Genomic DNA, 20,849 nt, shown 5'->3' with positions numbered 1-20,849 from the left:
GCGTCATCCGGTCGTCATGCGGTCCTCATCTGGTCAGGACGGAGAGGTCCTGGGCGGCCTTGGGGACCGAGACCGTGGAGCGGTCGTCCGAGAGCCCCTGGACGGTGAACATCGCGATGCCCTCGTGCGGGAGGGACAGGGTGCGGGACGCGTGGACCGGGCCGCCCGAGACGGTCTCGACGGTGAGGGCGTAGGAGCCCTTGCCGCCCGCCGGAGCCAGGACGAGCGTCTGCGTGGTGCCCGCCTTGACATCGACGTCCTTGGAAGCCGCCTCGCCGCCACCCGTGCCCGGCGAGGCGGTGACCTTGACCTTCGCGTCGGCTCCCGGGGCGGTCAGGGACAGCACGGTGGTGTTCTCCTCGGGCCGGTTGTCGGCCACGGTCGCGCGTGATCCGACCGGTCCGGTGGCGGGGATGAAGCCGATCTCCTGCTTGGCGCCGCTGCCGCGGACCACCCGTAGTGCCGCGACGACGGGGGCGGACTTCTTGGGGTCGGACGGGGTCAGCAGCAGCGAGCCGGCCTCGCCGCGGGTCAGGTCCTTGAGGTCCGCGGACGCCGTCATACCGGCTTTGACGTGCAGTTGCTCGTTGCCCGCCGGGCTGATCGAGCCGCCGGGTGCGGCCAGGCGCAGCTTCAGGTCCGCGTCCTCCTCGCCCGGTACGAAGACGACCAGTTTCACGGCGGCGGCGTCCGCCGGGATGCCCGGCAGTACGAGCGAGCCGGCCGGGTCGACGGAGGCCGGCAGCCAGTCGGCGCCCACCCCCTCCTCGCCGACCTGCACCGATGCGCCCACCCGGCCGGCGCGCGTGGTCACGTGGGCGGTGGCGTCCGCGAGCTGGGCTCCCGGGACCAGGGTGGACAGCAGGACGGTCTTGGTGGACTTGGGGTCCACCCGGATGCTCTCGCTGGTGCCCGCGTCGGGCTTGGCCGGACCGTCCGGGCCGAACACCTTGATGTCGACGATGGCCGCGGCGTCGTCGGGGTTGGTGAGGTGGACGTAGTCCTCGCGCCCCTTGACCGTGCTCACCGCGGGGAACCAGAAGTCGGTGCCGGGGGCGGTGCAGCCGACGCCGAGCACGCCGCGGGTCCGGCCGACCGAGACCTTGGTGGTCAGCTGCGCGGTCCAGCCGGGGGCGAGGGCCCCGTCGGCGCTGCCGGTGAGGGCGGGTGCGTCGGCGCCGCTGGCGGTGGCCCCGACGGGCTTGCCCGCCTCCTTGGGTTCCAGCACCGGCTTGGCGTCCTTGGTCGCGCCGAGCAGCCGGGCCGAGCCCTTGCCCTCGCCGGCGGCCGCGCCGGGGGTGAAGGACGTGTACGTGGTCTCGGCGATGTCCGAGGAGCTGGGCCCCGGGCACACCAGCAGGGACCGTTCCACCGGCATCCGGGCGGCGGCCGGCTTGCCGTCGGCGGCCTTCCCGTCGGCTGCGGGCGCGGTCAGGGCTGCGACGCCGGTGAGGGCGGCCAGGGCCGCGGTCACCGCCGCCAGCGTCAGGGGTGCGCGCTGCTTCACTGCTGGGGGCTCCCGTCCGGACGCTGGTCGTGCGGTGCGTGGGGGTATGGGGGTTCGTACGGCTGGTACGGCTCGTACGGGTAGGTGTACTGCTGCTGGTCCGGGTCCTGGACCGGCTGGTGCCGGGGCTGCTGCGGGTACGGGTCCTCGTAGGCCTGACCGCCCTGCCCGCCCTGACCGCCCTGCTGCTCGTACTGCGGGTACTGGTCGTACGGGGCCTGCTGCTGCGGCTCGTACGCGTAGCCGCCCTGGTCGCCGTACGCCTGGTACGCGTAGCCGTCGTCGCCGTACGACGGCTGCGCCGGGATCTGCGCGTACGGGTCGGCGACCGCCGCGGTCTCCACCGGTACGGGGGCCGGTTCGGCTTCCGCGCGCAACCGGCGGGCGCGGCGGCCCTCGCCGGTCTCGCCCGGGCCGGGCCCGTCCGGGAGCGCGGCCTCCTCCTCCGGCAGGTCGTCGTCGAGTTCCGCGCGGCGGCCGGGCAGGGCCATCACCAGCAGGACCAGGGCGAGGAGGCCCTGGGCCCAGTACCAGGCGGTCCGCAGCAGCGGGTCCTCGTGGACGAGGTCGAGGCGGCCGCCGTCGGCGGGCAGTTCGAAGCCCTGCGCCCAGCCGTCGAGGGTCTTGGACTTGAGGGGCTTGCCGTCGAGGGTGGCCCGCCAGCCTTCGTCGGCCCGGTCGGCGATGCGCAGCACGCGGCCCGCGTCACCGGCGGGGATCTTGCTGTGGACCTCGACGGGTCCGGCGGCGACCGGGATCGGGGCCTCGCCCTGCTTGCCGGAGACGACGACCGCGCGCGGCAGCCAGGGTTCGACGCCCCACAGGGCGGTGCCGTCCTGCTGGTGACGACGGCTGAGGCCCGGGGTGGCGTCGAGGATGCGGCGGATCTCCTCGGGGCCGCCGGGGCGGAACATCACGAAGCGGATGGCGTAGGCGCTGAGCTGGCTCGACTGGTCGGCTCCGGAGCCGGCGACGAGGTTGGAGACGACCTTGTCGAGTCGGGTGTCCGCGCCGGTGCGGGCGGTGACGTCCGCGTCGCCGATGCGGCCTCCGGAGCCGCGGACGAGGCTGTAGGAGACGGTCGCGGGCGGGGCGAGGTCGAGGATCAGGGTGCGGGTCTGGTTGTCGTCGTCGCCCGCGTCCGCGACGAAGGCCGGGACCTGTACGGGGTCGCGGCGCTGCAGCGGGCCGTCGGCGCCGGCGAACATCCAGGTGGCGGCGGCGACCAGGGGTCCCGCGGCGGCGGCCAGGGCGATGAGGGCCGCCAGCGGCTGGCGCCAGCCGAAGCTGCGGGCGGCGACGCGTTCCCTGGCCCCGTCGGCGCCGAGCACGGCGGCCGCGAGCAGGGCGAGCCCGTAGACGAGGGTGGCGGGGCCGGCCCAGGCGGTGCGGTTGAGGACGACGGCGAGGAGCAGTCCGGCCAGGGCGGCGGCCCAGGCGGTCCGGACGGCGAAGGAGCGGTCGGTGCGCAGCAGGGCGGCCAGGGCGGCCAGGACGATGCCGATGAGCACCGCTCCGGCGCCGGTGCCGGGGCCGCCGGGGCTGATCGTGAGCAGGCCCAGGGCATCGGCGGAGCCGGCTCCGAAGGGCAGTCCGGCCTCCTGCAGGAGGCGGCCGGGGTGGGTGAACAACCCCAGTGACCAGGGGGCAAGCACGACGAGCGGGACGGCGAGGGTGGCGAGCAGCCGCAGGCCGTACGCCTTCCAGTGCGCGCGGCGCAGCACCAGCGCGGCGGTTCCGAGGACGGCGGCCAGCGGCCATACGACGGGGGTGAAGGCGGTGGTGAGGGTGAGCAGCAGCGTGTACGTCCACACCGCGCGCCGGCCGCCCCGCCGGTCGGTGGCCTGCGCACCGTCGGCGAGGTCGAAGGCGGCGACGGCGGCGCGGGCGAGGAGGGGGAGCAGGACGGCGAGGGCGGCGGTGCCGAGGCGGCCGCCGGCGAGGGCTCCGGTCACGGCCGGGAGGAAGGCGTAGGCGATGGCCGCCCAGGCGCGCAGCAGCCGGGATTCGACGAGCGGCCGGGAGGCGAAGTAGGCGGTGAGGCCGGCGAGCGGGACGGATCCGACGAGGAGCAGGGTCAGGGCGGCCTGGGTGGATCCGAACAGCAGGGTGGCGAGGGTGCCGAGGACGGCGAGGTAGGGCGGTGCGGAGGCGGTGGAGCCGGTGCCGACGGCGTGCCAGCCGTCGGTGTAGGCGCCCCAGAGCTCGGAGCCGCTGCCGGGGGCGGGCAGCAGGGCGCCGCCCATGAGGGAGCCGCCGCTGATCAGGGCGCGGCAGGCGGCGAGGGAGACGACGGCCAGGAGGGCGAGGAGGAGGGGCGCGGGGTTGCGGGCGAGCCGCTTGAGGCGGGCGAAGCGCTCGGTCTCCAGCAGGTAGTCGCCGTCCTCGCGGGGGGCGTCGAGGACGCTGCCGCCGCCGTGTCGGCCCGCGGGGGCGGTGGCGGTGTCGCGGTCGCCGCCGAAGTAGCCGGCGAGCTGTTCCGCGTTGGCCCGCAGGGAGGCTCCCGGCGGGGGGAAGAGCGGGCGCAGTTCGGCGGCGGGGACGGCGGGGCGGCGGCGGGCCTTGCGGGCGGCGAGGAGCCGGCCGGGGCGGAGCAGGGTGGCGAGGAGGCCGGTGAGTTCGTCTACGGCCTGGCCGGGGGCCTTGCCGATGAGGTAGGCGAGGGTGCGCAGCACGGTGCCGAACAGGACGCGCAGCAGGACGTACGGCAGGGCGCGGCCGGAACTGTTGGCGAGGATCGTGTAGACGGCGCCGGCCTTGTCGACGCGGTGCGGGCCGGCCGCGGTGCGTCCGGCGCAGTCGACGGTGCGGCGTTCGCGGGCGGCGGCCTCGGCGTGCCGCAGGACGGCGTCGGGGGCGACGAGGACGGTGTGGCCGGCGCTCTGGGCGCGCCAGCACAGGTCGACGTCGTCGCGCATCAGGGGCAGCCGCCGGTCGAAGCCGCCGAGCTCGTCGTAGACGTCGCGGCGGACCAGCATGCCGGCGGTGGAGACGGAGAGGACGGGGCGGACCTGGTCGTGCTGGCCCTGGTCCTGTTCCCGACGGTCGAGGCCGGTCCAGCGGCGGCCGCTGCGGGCGATGGTGACGCCGGCTTCGAGGAGCTGCTTCTTGTCGTACCAGCCGCGCAGTTTGGGGCCGATGACGGCGGCGTCGGGGTTGTCCTCGGCGACGCGGAGCAGTTCGGTGAGGGCGTCGGGTTCGGGGGCGCTGTCGTCGTGCAGGAGCCAGAGCCACTGGACGGGTTCGCCGTGGGGGAGGTCGGGTAGGTCGTACGTGTCGTCGCGCCAGGTGCGGCTGACGGGGTCCCAGCCGCTGGGGCGCTTGAGGTACGGGAGGTCCTCGGGGGTCAGGGTGCCCGCGGAGCGTGCGGATTCGTCGACCGCGGTGCCGAAGCCGGTGCGGCGGGCGAGGTGCAGGACGCGGTCGTCGCCGAGGGCTTCGGTGAGCAGGCGCGCGGAGTCGTCGGAGCTGCCGGTGTCGGCGGCGACGTGGTTCTGCGCGGGGCGTTCCTGGCCGAGGAGGCCGGCGAGTGTCCGGGGCAGCCAGCGGGCGCCGTCATGGGCGACGAGGACCGCGGTGACGACGTGCCGGGGGAACTCGGGTGTGGCTGGGGCCTGGTAGGAGGCCGTCGACTGGCTGTGCAGGGACATCGCGGTACGGGCCCTCCGGCCGGGGGTCCGGGGGTGGTGTGCCCTCGGAGGCTGCTGGACAGCGCCCCACCCTAACGGCTGCCACGACAGCGGTCCGCCTCCTGCGGGGAAGGTGCAGGAGGCGGACCGTGTGCCGTGCTGTGCGTCGCGCTCGTCGTCCCGTTCGGCGCGTTGATCGTCATGCGTCGAACTGCGCTCTGTCGTACGTGCTGTGGTGCGTTCGATATGGAGTGCGATGTGTGGTGGGTGCCTGACCAGTGGTGCGTCGGCCGTTTCAGACCGCTGCCTTTTTCAGGCGGCGGCGTTCCCGCTCGGACAGACCGCCCCAGATGCCGAATCGCTCGTCGTTGGCGAGGGCGTACTCAAGGCATTCGGAGCGGACTTCGCAGGCGAGGCAGACCTTCTTGGCCTCGCGGGTGGAGCCGCCCTTCTCGGGAAAGAAGGACTCGGGGTCGGTCTGGGCGCACAGAGCGCGCTCCTGCCACCCGAGCTCTTCGTCCGCCTCCTCGACCAGCAGTTCCTGAAACAGCTCGGTCATGTGCGCCCCTCGCTCTGTCTGTGCGTCCCCGTGACGATGTCGTCACTGATTGCTACGTAACGACACGAGTGAAATTACAAGTGCGTGGCTCCGGGGCAGTCAAGCCGAGATCTGCTATTGGGCCCCTTATTCACTCTGCGGAACCAAGCCTATGCAGAAAGTGTTCATATCGCCAAAAATCGTGACACATGCCACCGGCGTCACAGGGTGCCGCCTTTACCCCTATTCCACGTGCCACCTCCGAACGGGGTTGCGATCCGGCGGGAGAAGCGGCGCAGATCACATTCAGGTCACGGAAGTCGGGATCTGGTTTGAGAGCCGACACAGCGCCCCATCCCCTGCCGCACACTGCACAAACCTTTCTCCGGGTGCAGCAACCGGATGAGGTGAAACTTTTACACCAAACCGGACATTGGGTTGACAGTCAGGCCCCCGAGCCGTTCTCCTTGTTTGCATGTCAGCGCCCGCAGCCACCACCCGGACCCCCATTCGTGGGTTCCTGTGCGCTGCCCAGGTTCGCTGTTGCTGTTGCAGCTGTTGATGCTCGCGGAGCCCCGGCTCCCCAGAGCTCCGGCCCGCCCCCGCAGCAACCGCCAGCACGACTGACATCCGTCGAGGTACCCCCCACGATGAACAGCACGAACAGCACCACCCCCGTCGCTCCCGCCGCTCCCGTCGCTTCCGCCACGGTCGAGAGCGACCTCCAGATCGCCGGCGACATCCTCGCCGTCCAGCACCTCCTGCAGCCCGCCCGCGAACACCCGGCCACCGTCGCCGAGTTCGCCGGGCTCGCCCGCTCCATCGCCGAGGACCGCGCCTCCTGGGAGCACCTGGTCGAGTACGACGCCACCACCCGCTGGTACCACCGGCTGCGCACCGGCCCCGGTTACGAGGTCTGGCTGCTCAGCTGGGTCCCCGGCCAGGGCAGCGGCCTCCACGACCACGGCGCCTCCTCCGGTGTCATGACCGTCCTGGAGGGCGAGCTCACCGAGCACACCCCCCGCGGCCGCACCGCCCACCGCCCGGGCACCCAGCGCGTCTTCGCCCCCGGCTACGCCCACGAGGTCATCAACGACACCCTCGACGGCGCGGTCAGCCTGCACGTCTACTTCCCCGGTCTGACCGAGATGCCGATGCACAGCTGCTCCCCGGCCGAATCCGCGTCCGTCCCCGCCTGACGTCGACCGGCCTGCCACTCCCACCCGCCGCCCGACCACCACCCCTCGACGACAGCCTCCGGCTGACAGTCCCACCCGCCGCCCGACCACCACCCCTCGACGACAGCCTCCGGCTGACAGACTGTCTGCATGCGCATTGTTGTTCTGGCCGGCGGTATAGGCGGCGCCCGGTTCCTGTCCGGACTCAAGTCGGCAGTGCCCGACGCGGACATCACGGTCATCGGCAACACCGGTGACGACATTCACCTCTTCGGGCTCAAGGTCTGCCCCGACCTGGACACGGTGATGTACACCCTCGGCGGTGGCATCAACGAGGACCAGGGCTGGGGTCGCACCGACGAGTCCTTCACCGTCAAGGAGGAACTCGCGGCGTACGGGGTCGGGCCCACCTGGTTCGGCCTCGGCGACCGCGACTTCGCCACGCACATCGTGCGTACGCAGATGCTCGGCGCGGGCTACCCGCTGAGCGCCGTCACCGAGGCCCTCTGCGACCGCTGGCAGCCCGGCGTCCGGCTGCTGCCTATGTCCGACGACCGGGTCGAGACCCACGTCGCGATCACCGAGGCCGGCACCGGCGAGCGCCGCGTCATCCACTTCCAGGAGTACTGGGTCCGGCTGCGCGCCTCGGTGGACGCCGAAGCCGTCGTACCCGTGGGCGCCGAGCAGGCCAAGCCCGCCCCGGGCGTACTGGAGGCCATCGCCGCCGCCGACGTGATCATCTTCCCGCCGTCGAACCCCGTGGTCTCGGTCGGCACGATCCTCGCCGTCCCCGGCATCCGGGACGCCGTGGCCTCCGCCTCGGCGCCCGTCGTGGGCCTCTCCCCCATCGTCGGTGGCGCGCCCGTGCGCGGGATGGCCGACAAAGTGCTCGCCGCGGTCGGCGTCGAGTCCACCGCCGCCGCGGTCGCCCTGCACTACGGGACCGGGCTGCTGGACGGCTGGCTCGTGGACACCTCGGACGCGGACGCCGTCGCCGAGGTCGAGGCCGCCGGGATCACCTGCCGCGCGGTGCCGCTGATGATGACCGATGTGGAGGCCACCGCGGAGATGGCCCGCGCCGCGCTGGAGCTGGCGGAGGCCTCCCGGTGACGCGTGCGCCCGCGTACGAGGTGCGGGCCGTCGACGGGATCCCGGAGGTCAGGCCGGGCGACGACCTGGCGAAGCTGATCACGACGGCCGCCCCCGACCTGCGCGACGGGGACGTCCTGCTGGTCACCTCGAAGATCGTCTCCAAGGCCGAGGGCCGGATCGTGGAGGCCGACTCGCGCGAGGCCGCGATAGACGCCGAGACCGTACGGGTCGTCGCGCGCCGGGGTCCGCTGCGGATCGTCGAGAACCGGCAGGGCCTGGTGATGGCCGCGGCCGGCGTGGACGCCTCCAACACCGCCCCCGGCACGGTGCTGCTCCTCCCCGAGGACCCGGACGGCTCGGCCGCCGCGATCCGCGCCGGCGTGCGCGACACCCTGTCCGTGGACGTGGGCGTGGTCGTGACGGACACCTTCGGGCGGCCGTGGCGCAACGGGCTGACGGACGTGGCGATCGGCTCGGCCGGTGTGCGGGTCCTGGACGACCTGCGCGGCGGCACGGACGCGCACGGCAATCCGCTGAGCGCCACGGTGGTGGCGACCGCGGACGAGCTGGCAGCCGCCGGTGACCTGGTCAAGGGCAAGGCGGCCGGGCTGCCGGTGGCCGTCGTGCGCGGGCTGGCGCACGTCCTGGGCGAGGGCTCCTCGGCCCGCGACCTGGTGCGCCCGTCGGCCGACGACATGTTCCGGCTGGGGACCTCGGAGGCGGTACGGGAAGCCGTGACGCAGCGCCGTACGGTACGGGCCTTCACGGCGGAGCCGGTGGACCCGGGCGCGGTGCGGCGGGCGGTGGCGGCGGCCGTGACGGCCCCGGCCCCCCACCACACGACGCCGTGGCGGTTCGTCCTGCTGGAGTCCGAAGCCTCCCGGGTGCGGCTGCTCGACGCGATGCGGGACGCGTGGATCGCGGACCTGCGCTCCGACGGCAAGTCCGAGGAGTCCGTGGCGAAGCGGGTGCGGCGCGGGGAGGTGCTGCGGGCGGCCCCGTACCTGGTGGTGCCGTGTCTGGTGACGGACGGCGCGCACCACTACGGGCACGCCCGGCGGGACACGGCGGAGCGGGAGATGTTCGTGGTCGCGATGGGCGCGGGCGTACAGAACCTGCTGGTCGCGCTGGCCGGGGAGCGGCTGGGGTCGGCGTGGGTGTCCTCGACGATGTTCTGCCGGGACGTGGTGCGGGAGGTGCTGGAGCTGCCGCAGGAGTGGGACCCGATGGGAACGGTGGCCGTGGGGCACCCGGCGGCGGTCCCGGCGGAGCGGCCGGCGCGGTCCGCGGCGGACTTCGTCCAGGTGCGGTGACGCCTGCGGCGGGCCCGCCGGGCCGCCCATGCCCTGCTGGGCCCGGTCCGCGGCCGCCGTCCGGGCGCCGGGCGGTCCCGGCCCCTCGCCGCCACCGTGCCCGCCAGCCCGCGCCGGCCGGGGTGTCCGGCCCGCGGGCCGGCGGGGGCGCCTGACGGCAGGGCTCAGAAGCGGCCGATGTCGCCGCGCGGCATGCGGGGCGCGCGGCGGGGCGGGGTGCGGCCCGCGAGGAGGACGAGGCGGGCCGCGCGGTGGCGCTGTCCTGCGTACGGAGCGAGGAGCTCCAGCATGGCGGCGTCGTCTGCGTCGCGGTCGCCCGCGAGGGCGTAGCCGACGATGCCGGGCAGGTGGAGGTCGCCGGTGGTGATCGCGTCGGGGTGGCCGTTGCTGCGCTGGAGGGTCTCGGCGGAGGTCCACGGGCCGATGCCGGGTACGGCCTCCAGCCTCCGTACGGCCTCGGGCAGGTCCATCGCGGCCGCTTCCTCCAGGCGGTTCGCCACGCGGGCCGCCCGCACGATCGTGGCGGAACGCTTGGCGTCGACCCCGGCCCGGTGCCAGTCCCAGGAGGGGACCACGGCCCAGGTGCGCGGCGCGGGCACGACGTACAGGTCCGGTCCGCCGGCCGGGCCCGGGGCGGGCTCGCCGTACTGCCGGACCAGGCGGCGCCAGGCGCGGTAGGCCTCGTCGGCGGTGACCTTCTGCTCCAGGACCGTGGGGATCAGGGATTCGAGGACCAGGCCGGTGCGGGTGAGGCGCAGGCCCGGACGGCGGCGGTGGCTGGCGTACACGAGGCGGTGGCGGGGCACGAAGGCGGCGGGGTCGTCGCCCGCCCCGAGGAGTGCGGGCAGTTGCTCGAGGAACCAGTCGGCGCCGGGGCCCCAGGCCTCGGCGTGCACCTGTTCACCCGCGCGGGACACGCGGAGGGTGGCCGGGCCCTGCGGGGTGCGGCCGGTGCGCCAGAGCGAGCCGTCGGGGGTGGTGCGGAAGGTGGGGTCGGCGGGGCCGCGGCGGAGCGGGCCGAGGGTGAGGCCGAGGTCTACGGGGCCGTCGGGGATCCAGTGGCGTTCCCGGGCCCCGGAGCCGGCGGCGGCGCCCCGGCCCGCGGGTACGTCGGTGCGGCCGCCGCGGACCGCGGCGCGGGTGAGGGGATCGAAGCGGCCGGCCATGTGTCGAGCGTAGCCCGGCCCGGCCGCATCTCCCCCGGAGCTCCGCCCCGAACGCCGGCGCGGCCGAAAGACCGGGGCTCCGCCCCGGACCCCGCGCGGAGCGCCGTAGGGGGTGTGGGGCCGAGCCCCGGCAACGGCGCCGCGCCCAGGAACCCTGCGGACCGTCGGAGGCTACGGGCGGCCCTGGAGCTTCGCCGAGGCCGTGCGGGCGGCGCCGAGCTTGCCGTAGAGCTTCGTGCCCGGGCACTGGGTGGCGAAGCCGTCCCGGTGGCCGGAGATGACGTTCATCGACACGCTCCTGCCCTTGGGGTAGCGGTTGCCCCCGCCCGACGTCAGGTTGGTCTTCGCGCGCGGGTCCCGGCCGAAGAGGCCGAGCTTCCAGGCCGTGAGGCGGGCGACCGAGTTGACCACCGCCGCCGGCGGGGTCGTGGAGGTGAAGGTGCCCAGCACCGCGACGCCCATGCTGTTGGTGTTGAAGCCCATGGTGTGCGCGCCGAGGACCGCCTTGGAGACGCCGCCCGCGCGGCCCTCGTAGACCGTGCCGCACTTGTCGACGGCGAAGTTGTAGCCGAAGTCCCGCCAGCCGTTGCTGATCACGTGGTAGCGGTACAGGCTGCGCAGGACCGCGGGAGCGTCCTTGCAGGCGTAGTTGTTGCCGGAGGCGCTGTGGTGGACGAAGGCCGCCTTGACCGTGCTGGTGTAGACGAAGCCGGGCTCGCGCAGGCTCTCGTTCGCGCCCCAGCCCTTGCGGGTGACGATCCGCGGGCGCGGGCCGATGTACGGGGCGGCCGCCGCGGCCAGTTCGCCGTCGCTCGCGAAGATCGCGTCGGCGGTGGAGTCGGCCTTGTCGAGTGCGGTGATCTCGTTCGCGCCGAGCGAGGCGTGCGGGACGTTCGCCGCGGAGGACTCCGCCGTCTCCATCGTCATGGCGGGCACCGCCACCTCGCCCTTGCCGTCGCCGGGGCCGGTGTTCTTGCCGTCGGAGCCCGTGGCGGGGGGTTCCGCGCCCGGGTCGACGAGCTCAATCCGCATGCCCGTGGGCAGTCGGGAGGGGGCGCGGGTGGTCGGGGCGCCGGATTCGGCCTGGACGCGGATCTCCACGGCGTCGGACTCGCCCACCCACAGCGGGGCGGTGGCGCCGCGGATCGGGCGCGCACCGCGTTCCGCCGCGTCGGGGTCGGCGGCGTGCTCGCCGTTGTGGGTTTCCACGTCCTGCCAGTCCGACCAGGTGGCGGTCCGGGTGGAGCGGGTCCGCACCTGGACCCGGCCGTGCAGTTCGGTGGCCGCGTCGTCCCAGACCACGCCGACCAGCGAGAACGTCTTCACCTCGCGTGCGGTCAGGCCCTGCGTCTCGGGGCGGCCCGGGGAGGCGCTCGTTCCGGGGACTCCGGGCGCCCGCGTCGCCGAGGGTCCCAGCGGGACGAGCGGCAGCGATTGGGTGGACCCGGCGGGGGTTGCGGGGGCGGTCTCGGCCAGGGCGGGGGTGGGCAGCGCGAGGGGCAGGGTCAGTACGGCGGCCGTCGCGACGCCGATCGAGGAAGCAAGGAATCCACGCATGAAAAGGATGGTGAGCACGCGGATCGCCGGGCGCCATCCGAGAACTGACGCCCCGTCCGGCCCGCCGCGGATACCCCTACCCCGTACGGAGGAGCCGACGGCCCCCGTACGAGGGACGGGCCCGCGTACGCTGTGCCGGGTGAACGCCACTGACCGCACCCCTGCCGACCTGCTGCGATCCGCGCTCGCCGCCGATCCGGGCCGCCCGCTCGTCACCTTCTACGACGATGCCACCGGCGAACGCGTCGAATTGTCCGTCGCGACCTTCGCCAATTGGGTGGCCAAGACCGCCAATCTGCTCCAGGGCGACCTGGGGGCCGAGCCCGGGGACCGGCTCGCGCTGATGCTCCCGGCGCACTGGCAGAGCGCCGTGTGGCTGCTCGCCTGCGCCTCCGTGGGGGTCGTCGTCGAGGTGGGCGGGGACCCGGCCGGTGCGGACCTCGTCGTCAGCGGGCCGGACACCCTGGAGGAGGCCCTGGCGTGCGGCGGTGAGCGGGTCGCGCTCGCGCTGCGGCCGCTCGGCGGACGGTTCCCGCAGCCGCCGGCCGGGTTCGCCGACTACGCGGTGGAGGTGCCGGGGCAGGGAGACCGCTTCGCGCCCTTCGTGCCGGTGGATCCCGATGGCCCGGCGCTGGTCGTCGGCGGCGAGGAGCTCACGCACACGGCGCTGGTGGCCCGCGCCCGCGAGGACGCGGCGAAGCTCGGCCTCGGCGAGGGCTCGCGGGTGCTGACCGGGCTCGGCTACGACACCTGGGACGGGCTCTCGGCCGGACTCTACGCCGCGCTGGCCGCGGGCGGGTCCGTGGTGCTGTGCCGGAACCTGGACCGACTCCCGGCGGACGGGCTGGCGCAGCGCAGCGAGAGCGAGCGCGTCACCCACACCGTCTGATCGCCGCCCGGAGGCCCGTCGCCCACACTGGTGGAGGGCAGGTGCGGGCGATTTGTCACCCGAACGGCCCTTGACGAGCCCCTGCCCCCGGGCTGCTCCGGCGCCCCGGGGGCAGCATCGGCAGTGGCCGTGCTCACCCTTACGGCCGACGGCCCGCAGTCGTAGCGGCGAGGGGACGGACGCCAGTGACGGACAGCGCAGACATACCGGGCGGCACCGACGCGGCCGGGGGTGCGGGGCGGCCCCCGCGCAGCCGCGGGCGTCGGCGCCGGCTGCTGCGCTGGGTCGGCCTCGGGATGGCCTTCCTGGTCCTGGCGGGTACGGCCACCGGCTGGTGGCTCTACAACAAGCTCGACGGGAACATCACCGAGGACACCTCGGCCGCGGCCGAACTGAGGCGCTACGAGCGCGAGCGCCCGGCGCACCTGGCCACCGGGGCCCAGAACATCCTGCTGATCGGCTCGGACTCGCGCTCCGGCCGGAACAACGCCGGGTACGGGCGGGACAAGGGCACCGAGCGCTCGGACACCACGATCCTGCTGCACTTGCCGCAGGACCGCAGGAGCGCGACCGCCGTGTCGATACCCCGGGACCTGATGACGGACATCCCCTCGTGCCGGCAGGTGGACGGGAGCCGCACCGTCGAACGGTTCGCGCAGTTCAACTGGGCGTTCCAGTGGGGCGGGGCCGCCTGCACGATCCGTACCGTTGAGAAGCTGACCGGGATCCGTGTCGACCATCACATGGTGATCGATTTCAGTGGGTTCAAGAAGATGGTCGATGCCATCGGCGGGGTGGAGGTCTGCCTCAAGGAGCCGGTGGACGATGCCGAGGCCAAGCTGCGGCTGGCCGCCGGACGCCAGACCCTGCGGGGCGAGCAGGCGCTGGGATACGTCCGCGCCCGCCACAGCCTGGGCAACGGCAGTGACACCGAACGGATGGACCGGCAGCAGCAGTTCCTCGGTTCGCTCGTCAAGAAGGTGCAGAGCAACGGGGTGCTGCTGAATCCGGCGCGGCTGTACCCGCTGTTGGACGCGGCGACCTCCTCGGTGACCACGGACCCGGCACTGGCCTCGCTGCGTGGCCTGTACGAACTCGTGCGGGGCATGCGGGACATACCGACCGATCAGGTCAAGTTCCTGACGGTGCCCCGCAAGCCGTACTCGCCCGACCCGAACCGGGACGAGCTGGTCGAGCCCGATGCGGCGCGGCTGTTCCAACAGCTGCGGACGGACAAGCCGGTCACGGTCGCCCCGCCGGAGCCCACCCCGACCGCACGTCCGGCGGAGGCCGCGGGGTCGGACACGGGGGCCGGTTCGAACACGGACTCCACCGACGGGGGAACCATCACACCTCAGGCACCCGTCCCTACCTTTACGGGAACCACTGCGGGCAACGCCGACTGCCGGTAAAGCAATCCCAAAAGCCGGTGACCGAACCGAGTGGGATGGGCGGTTCGCCCCGTTATAAGGTGAGTGGAATTTGTCACCAGCATGGTTTGCCGCCGAACAGGGCGGATAAGGTGAGCGATCCGGTGCCCGGCCGGATCAGAAACGGGCACCAGCAGCCGGATCGTTGACCGTGCGCCTGGGGGAGGCGCGTCGCGAGGCACCGACGGAGGATTCGAGCAACCGTGGATGCGCAAAGCCGTGGACGGGCGGACGAGATCGACCCCGCCGACCAGTGGGTGCTCAATCCCCGCACCGGCAACTACGAACTGCGACTGGCCGACTCCGCCGCGCAAGCGCGGCCCAAGGTCACCGCACCCCGCAGATCACCGTCTGCTCCCCCAACCCCCACCACCCCCTCCCCCGGGGTGCCGAGGCCGCGTCGCGGCGACCCGCCCCCCGGCGGCGGTCGGCGCGGCGGGCGCTCGCGCAAGGGCGCGGGCGGCGGCGGCGGTGGACGCCGCAAGAAGGGGCTGGCCATCACCGGCGGAGTGGTGGCGTTCCTGCTGGTCGGCGGTGCCGTGGCGGGGTACCTCTACTACGACCACCTGAACGGCAACCTCAGCGTCACCGATGTGGCGGGCGCGGGCACCGGCGGTTTCAAGAAGGACCAGCCCATCAACATCCTGGTCATCGGAACCGACAAGCGCACCGGCGCGGGCAACGAGAACTACGGGGACAAGGACAGCGTCGGCCACGCCGACACCACGATCCTGTTCCACGTCTCCAAGGACCGGACCAACGCGACCGCGCTCTCCATCCCCCGCGACCTGATCGCCAACATCCCGGCCTGCCCGACGAAACAGCCGGACGGATCGACGAAGACGATCGCACCCACCAAGGGCACCCGCTTCAACACCAGCCTGGGCCAGGAGGGGCGCGACGCGGGCTGCACGATGCGCACGGTCAAGGAACTCACCGGCATCGAGGTCGACCACTTCATGATGGCCGACTTCAACGCCGTCAAGACGCTGAGCACGGCGGTCGGCGGAGTACCGGTGTGCCTGGACAAGGCCGTCAACGACGAGGAGGGTTCCCACCTCAAGTTGGACGCCGGCGAACACCGGCTGGAGGGCGAACAGGCCCTCGCCTTCGTCCGCACCCGGCACGGCTTCGGCAACAACAGCGACCTCGACCGGATCAGGATCCAGCAGCAGTTCCTGGGTTCCATGATGCGTGAGATGAAGTCGAAGGAGACGCTGACCAGCCCCAAGAAGTTCCTCTCCCTCGCGGAGGCCGCCACCAAGTCCCTCGGCGTGGACTCGGGGATCGGGTCCATCGGCAAACTCACCGATCTGGCGGGCGAGTTGAAGGGCATCGACACGAAGAACATCACCTTCACCACCCTGCCGGTGCTCGACAACCCGGCCGAACCGGTGGGCAAGAAGGCGACCGTCGTCGTCGACCACGCCCTGGCCGACCCGCTGTTGCAGATGATCCGGGGGGACGTCTCGCTCACGGAGGTCGAGAAGAAGGAGCAGGCCGCCAAGGAGGCGGCCGACGCGGACGCGAAGGCCAAGCAGGACGCCCAGCTCCAGGGCACCCGCGCGGCTGCTGCGGACGTACGGGTGAGCATCTACAACGGCGGCGGCCCGAAGGGCTCCGCCTCCACCACGCTGAACTGGCTGCAGAACAGCAAGGGCGTGCAGAAGTCCAGCAACGTCGGCAACGCGCCCGAGAAGGTCGGCGCCACGCAGCTGGAGTACGCCCCCAACCAGGCCGACCAGGCCCGGGCGTTGGCGGACATCATGGGCCTGCCCGCGACCGCGCTGAAGGTGGGGACGGCGGACGCTTCGGCGAAGACCCCGATGAAGCTGACGCTGGGTCCGGACTTCCAGCAGCCGGGCGCCCCGCTGGCGGCCCCGGTACCCCAGCAGCTGCCCGAGGACGTGCAGCGGGCGCAGGCCGACAAGGCGATCTGCGCCAAGTAACAGGACTCGGCCGGTGACACCGGCGCTCTGTTGACCAAGAAGGATCTTGAGGGGGACGTGTGAGGCGCAGCAGCGTGCGAGGGGAGGGGGCGAACGCCCAGGCAGCCGGGGAGGAGATATCCGGCGGCGGGGCGGCGGCGTCCGGCACGGTGCCCCCACAGCGGGGCGGCTCCGGGGCGGGCCGCCCGGAGGCCGGCAGCGGCCCCACCCGCAGGCAGGGCCGGCGGCGCGTGCTGCGCTGGACGGCCTCCGTGCTGTCCCTGCTGATACTCGGGACGGCGGCCGCCGGATACCTGTACTACCGCCACTTGAACGGCGCCATCCAAACGGACGCGCTGAACCTCGGTGAGACCAAACTGGGCGGTTCCAAGCCCAACGCCTCCGGGCAGACCCCGCTGAACATCCTGCTGATCGGTTCCGACGCGCGCGACGACGCGGCGAACCAGGCCCTGGGCGGGGCCACGGACACCTTCGACGGCCCGCCGCTGGCGGACGTGCAGATGCTGCTGCACCTGTCCGCGGACCGCAGCAACATGTCGGTCGTCTCGATGCCGCGCGACACGATGCTGATGATGCCCAAGTGCACCGAGCCTGCCGGCAAGGTGCACCCCGCCAGCAAGGGCCTCGTGCAGACCAACGAGTCCCTGCAGCGCGGCGGTCCGGGCTGCACGGTCGCCACCTGGCAAGAACTGACCAAGATCCCCATCGATCACTTCATGATGATCGACTTCAAGGGCGTGGTCTCGATGGCGGACGCCATCGGCGGCGTCCCGGTCTGCGTGGAGGAGAACGTCCACTCCCGCACCCGTGACGGCAAGGGCTCCGGCCTGAAGCTGCCCAAGGGCACGAGCGTCATCCAGGGCGAGCAGGCCCTGCAGTGGCTGCGCACCCGTTACGGCTTCGAGGACGGCACCGACATCGGCCGCACCCATGCCCAGCACCAGTACATGACGTCGATGTCCCGCGAGTTCCGCAAGAACGCCAAGCTCACCAACCCGGTGAAGCTCAACAGCCTGGCGCAGGCGGCGATCGAGGCCATGGTCGTGGACCCCGGGCTGGACAAGATCGACAAGCTGTACGACCTGAGCATGGAGCTCAAGAAGGTTCCCCCGGGCCGGATCACCATGACCACCATGCCGTGGGTCTACAGCACCAAGCCCGGCCTGGACGGTCGGGTCGAGCCCATGGCGGACGAGGCCGAGGCCGTGTTCCGGATGGTCCGCGAGGACATCGCGCTCGACGGCAAGGGCTCCGGGACCCCGGCGGAGGGCGCCTCGCCGTCCCCGGGCGCCTCCGCGTCCGCGTCCGCGGGAACGCCGACGCCGGCCGCCCCGAGTACGTCACCCACCACGGCCCCCACCACGGCCCCCACCACGGCACCGACCACGGCACCGGGCGCGGCTGCCGCGAATATCGCGGTCGCCGTCCGCAACGCCACGAGCGGCAAGGCCGGCGCCGAGACCCGCGTCAAGAACCGGGCGAACGAGGTGGCCTCGCTGCTGACCGGCAAGGGCTTCACCAAGGCCACCGCCGACACCCAGACCGGCGCCGAGGACACCACGGTCGTCCGCTACGCCACGGACGCCCAAGCGGCCGACGCGGGTGTCGTGGCCACCGCCCTGGGCCTGCCCGCCTCCTCGGTGCAGAAGTCCGAGGAGGTCTCCGGGATCACCCTGTACGTGGGCAAGGACTGGCGCACCGGCAACGCGCCCACCCCGCCGCCGCCCGCCCCGACCGTGGCCCCAACCTCGGCCCACGCGCTCAACGGCGACAACGAGGGCGCCTGCATGGCGATCCAGCCGGGCTTCACCTGGTAGCGCGCACGTGAAAGGGGGCCGGCCCGGCGGCTGCGACGGTGCGCACCCCCCGGGCCGGGCCCCTTCGTACGTCTCAGACCTGCGAGGAGTCCCGCTGCACGGCCGGACGGCGGCTCGCGATGACCTTGTTCGCCAGCGCCCGAGGGCTCGTCAGGAAGCCGAAGCCCCAGCTCAGGTGCATGGTCGCCAGGGCGACGGGGATCTGCGCCCGGGCCTTGATCCCGAGCCCCTTGCCCGCCGGTACGGAGCCCGCGGTGATCGCCGCGAGGTAGCCGGCCGGGAGGAGGAAGCCCAGGGGGGAGACGGTCACGCCCACGACCACGCTCGCGGCGATCGCGCAGACGAGGGTCGGCGGGGCCAGGTAGCGCAGGTTGATGGAGCCCGAGTGGTAGCGGGCCACCACGTGCCGCCAGCGCCCGTAGTCCTTGTACTGCTTGGCCAGGGCCCGTACGGAGCGGCGCGGACGGTACTGGACCATCAGCTCCGGCGAGAACCAGATCAGACCGCCGGCCTCACGGATGCGGAAGTTCAGCTCCCAGTCCTGGGCACGGATGAACTCCTCGTTGTAGCCGCCCTGCTGTTCCAGCGCTTCGCGGCGGAAGACTCCGAGGTAGACGGTCTCGGCCGGTCCCGCCTGGCCGCCGGTGTGGAACGGCGCGTTGCCGACACCGATCTTCGAGGTCATCGCGGCGGCGACGGCCTCTTCCCAGGCGTTCTCGCCCTCGGCGTGCATGATGCCGCCGACGTTCTGGGCGCCGGTCTCCTCCAGGAGGCGCACGGCGGTGGCGATGTAGTTCGGCGAGAGCATGCCGTGGCCGTCGACGCGCACCACGATCGGGTGGCGCGAGGCCTTGATGGCGGCGTTGAGCGCCGCCGGGGTCCGGCCGGTGGGATTCGGGACGGTGTGGACTCGGGGATCCTCGGCGACGAGTTCGGCGGCGATCTCGTCGGTGCGGTCCGTGGACGGCCCGAGTGCGATCACCACCTCCATCTCGCCCGCGTACTCCTGCTCCAGGATGTGGCGGACGGAATCGCGGAGGTAGTGCTCCTCGTCGAGCACCGGCATGATCACCGAGACTGCGGGCTGCTGGGCGGGCATGTGGTCCTTCAAGGTCGGGTATCGGTGTCACGTTACCGCGTACGGGGGAACCGGGTGCGCGCCGAGCGATCGGTAAGGACAGCTGCTGATCGTATGGGCCTACTGTTCTGCCGAATCGGCCGATCCGGTCAGTGCCCCGGCCGGTCTCCCTGCTGCCCCCGCGGAGGTGTCCACCGTGCCCCAGCCGCACCGTCCCGCCCGTCCTGACGGGCCGCCCCGGCCGCAGCCCGCCCGACGCGGCGGAGGCTGCCGCGCCCGGCACCGGAAGGGGCGGCCCCGGTGGGGCGTACGGCTCGCGGCCGGGCTGTCGGTGGTGGTGCTCGGCTCCGGGGCCGTCGGGCACGCCGTGATGACCGGTCTGGACACCGGGATCGAACGGGTGGACCCGTTCAAGGACATGAAGAACCGCCCGCAGGCCGGACACGGCCTCAACTTCCTGCTGGTGGGCACCGACGGGCGGGAGAAGGTCTCCCCGGAGGAGAAGCGCGAGTACCGCCTGGGCGGCGCGCCCTGCCACTGCACGGACACGATCATGCTGGTGCACCTGTCGGCCGACAAGGAACGGGCCAGCGTGATCAGTCTGCCCCGCGACAGCTTCGCCGAGGTGCCCGCGCACCGGGACCTCGTCACCGGCAAGGCGCACAAGGCCCACCCCGTACGGCTGAACGCGGCGTACGCGGAGGGCGGGCCCAACCTGACCGTGCGGACCGTAGAGAACATGACCCGGGTGAAGATCGACCACTACCTGGAGGTCGACTTCACCAGCTTCATGAAGACGGTCGACGCGATGGGCGGCGTGGAGATCTGCACGGCCAAGACCATGCGGGACCGCAACACCGGACTCGACCTGTTGCCGGGCAACCACCGCCTCAGCGGTGGACAGGCCCTGCAGTACGTGCGCTCGCGCCACGTCGACGGGGCTTCCGACCTCGGCCGGATGCAGCGCCAGCAGCGGTTCGTCGCCGCCCTGATCAAGCAGGCGACCGGGGGCGGGGTGCTGCTGAACCCGGTGAAGTTCAAGGAGGTCAGCTCCACCCTCCTCGGGTCCGTCCGGGCCGACAAGGACTTCGGCTCGGAGCAGATGCTGGCCCTCGGGCAGGCGATGCGGGACTTCACCCCGTCCTCCTCGGAGTTCGCCTCGGTGCCCATCGGCAGCCCCTCCTTCCCCGTCAAGGGCATCGGGTCCACCGTGAAGTGGGACGAGCCGAAGGCGGCCAAGCTGTTCGAGGCGCTGCGCGAGGACCGGCCGCTCGCCCCCGCCCGGCCCGGGAAGGCCGCCGGCGGCCCGCCCTCGGCGGTGCCGGTGGACGTGCCCCCGCGCGAGGTCCGCGTGCAGGTGGAGAACGGCACCCGGATCGACGGAATGGGCGGCCGGGTGGACGCCGCGCTGCGCGCCACCGGCTTCGACACGACCCGGGCCCCGGGCAACGGGGCCAGCCGCGAGGTCAAGCGCACGGTGATCACGTACGACCCGCGTTGGGACCGCTCCGCCCGCTCGGTGGCGACCGCGCTGCCGGGCAGCGAACTGCGGGCGGTGGCGGGCCAGGGCCGGACGGTGTTGGTGATCGCGGGCGCGGACTACCGCAAGGTGGTGCCGGTGCGCGCCGAGGACCCCTACCGGGGCGCCTTCGGGGTGGTCACCGGCGACCAGGTGGTCTGCGGGGACTGAGGGTTCGGGACGGCCT

At 73.0% G+C, this 20,849-nt stretch carries 14 protein-coding genes; 8 read left to right on the top strand and 6 right to left on the bottom strand.

Annotated elements, in window-relative coordinates; all coding sequences use genetic code 11:
* Window positions 1–25 precede the first annotated feature (25 nt).
* The 3 genes from OG207_RS26240 to OG207_RS26230 all read right to left on the bottom strand — a co-directional run bounded on the left by OG207_RS26240 (window position 26) and on the right by OG207_RS26230 (window position 5,695).
* Window positions 26–1,507, bottom strand: a complete 1,482-nt coding sequence (locus tag OG207_RS26240; protein ID WP_329101417.1) for a DUF5719 family protein — start codon at window positions 1,505–1,507, stop codon at window positions 26–28.
* Entirely contained in the window at window positions 1,504–5,157 is a 3,654-nt protein-coding gene (locus OG207_RS26235; RefSeq protein WP_329101415.1) for a glycosyltransferase family 2 protein, read from the bottom strand. The genes OG207_RS26240 and OG207_RS26235 overlap by 4 nt, the downstream gene beginning before the upstream one ends.
* Window positions 5,158–5,431: 274 nt before the next feature.
* The gene (locus tag OG207_RS26230; RefSeq protein WP_003983763.1) at window positions 5,432–5,695 is read right to left on the bottom strand and encodes a WhiB family transcriptional regulator; all 264 of its coding nucleotides are present in this window, start codon (window positions 5,693–5,695) and stop codon (window positions 5,432–5,434) included.
* A 629-nt stretch (window positions 5,696–6,324) separates the two neighbouring features.
* On the opposite strand from OG207_RS26230, the gene OG207_RS26225 reads away from it, so the two are divergent.
* The 3 genes from OG207_RS26225 (at window position 6,325) to OG207_RS26215 (ending at window position 9,257) form a co-directional block, all read left to right on the top strand.
* Window positions 6,325–6,873, top strand: a complete 549-nt coding sequence (locus OG207_RS26225; RefSeq protein ID WP_329101413.1) for a cysteine dioxygenase — start codon at window positions 6,325–6,327, stop codon at window positions 6,871–6,873.
* Window positions 6,874–7,002: 129 nt separating this feature from the next.
* Entirely contained in the window at window positions 7,003–7,962 is a 960-nt protein-coding gene (cofD, locus tag OG207_RS26220) for a 2-phospho-L-lactate transferase (protein WP_329101411.1), read from the top strand.
* On the top strand, window positions 7,959–9,257 hold the full coding sequence (locus OG207_RS26215) for a coenzyme F420-0:L-glutamate ligase (protein WP_329101409.1): 1,299 nt from the start codon (window positions 7,959–7,961) through the stop codon (window positions 9,255–9,257). Before cofD ends, OG207_RS26215 begins: the two co-directional genes overlap by 4 nt.
* A gap of 164 nt (window positions 9,258–9,421) precedes the next feature.
* Here OG207_RS26215 and OG207_RS26210 read toward each other — a convergent pair whose 3' ends face one another.
* Together OG207_RS26210 and OG207_RS26205 are read right to left on the bottom strand one after the other, a co-directional pair.
* Complete coding sequence (locus tag OG207_RS26210; protein ID WP_329101406.1) at window positions 9,422–10,423, bottom strand: DNA-3-methyladenine glycosylase family protein; 1,002 nt, start codon at window positions 10,421–10,423, stop codon at window positions 9,422–9,424.
* Window positions 10,424–10,594: 171 nt separating this feature from the next.
* A complete protein-coding gene (locus OG207_RS26205) occupies window positions 10,595–11,980 on the bottom strand; it encodes a peptidoglycan recognition protein family protein (protein ID WP_329101404.1) in 1,386 nt (461 codons plus the stop codon).
* 139 nt (window positions 11,981–12,119) lie between these two features.
* Here OG207_RS26205 and OG207_RS26200 point away from each other — a divergent pair, with 139 nt between their 5' ends.
* The 4 genes from OG207_RS26200 (at window position 12,120) to OG207_RS26185 (ending at window position 18,065) form a co-directional block, all read left to right on the top strand.
* The gene (locus tag OG207_RS26200; protein WP_329101402.1) at window positions 12,120–12,869 is read left to right on the top strand and encodes a TIGR03089 family protein; all 750 of its coding nucleotides are present in this window, start codon (window positions 12,120–12,122) and stop codon (window positions 12,867–12,869) included.
* 185 nt (window positions 12,870–13,054) lie between these two features.
* Window positions 13,055–14,281, top strand: coding sequence for an LCP family protein (locus OG207_RS26195; RefSeq protein ID WP_443072737.1), 1,227 nt, complete (start codon window positions 13,055–13,057; stop codon window positions 14,279–14,281).
* 221 nt (window positions 14,282–14,502) lie between these two features.
* A complete protein-coding gene (locus OG207_RS26190; RefSeq protein ID WP_329101400.1) occupies window positions 14,503–16,248 on the top strand; it encodes an LCP family protein in 1,746 nt (581 codons plus the stop codon).
* A gap of 59 nt (window positions 16,249–16,307) precedes the next feature.
* Window positions 16,308–18,065 carry an LCP family protein gene (locus tag OG207_RS26185; RefSeq protein ID WP_329101398.1) on the top strand — a complete coding sequence of 586 codons (1,758 nt, stop codon included), beginning with the start codon at window positions 16,308–16,310 and terminating at the stop codon, window positions 18,063–18,065.
* A gap of 73 nt (window positions 18,066–18,138) precedes the next feature.
* Here the strand turns inward: OG207_RS26185 and OG207_RS26180 are convergent, their stop codons facing one another.
* Window positions 18,139–19,164: a glycosyltransferase family 2 protein gene (locus OG207_RS26180; RefSeq protein ID WP_329101396.1), complete on the bottom strand. Its 1,026-nt coding sequence runs from the start codon at window positions 19,162–19,164 to the stop codon at window positions 18,139–18,141.
* Window positions 19,165–19,330: 166 nt separating this feature from the next.
* On the opposite strand from OG207_RS26180, the gene OG207_RS26175 reads away from it, so the two are divergent.
* On the top strand, window positions 19,331–20,833 hold the full coding sequence (locus tag OG207_RS26175) for an LCP family protein (protein ID WP_443072736.1): 1,503 nt from the start codon (window positions 19,331–19,333) through the stop codon (window positions 20,831–20,833).
* Window positions 20,834–20,849 lie beyond the last annotated feature (16 nt).

Source organism: Streptomyces sp. NBC_01439 (assembly GCF_036227605.1).
Lineage (GTDB): Bacteria > Actinomycetota > Actinomycetes > Streptomycetales > Streptomycetaceae > Streptomyces.
Note: the sequence above shows the minus strand (reverse complement) of the source record. Positions and strands in the feature narration are given on the sequence as shown.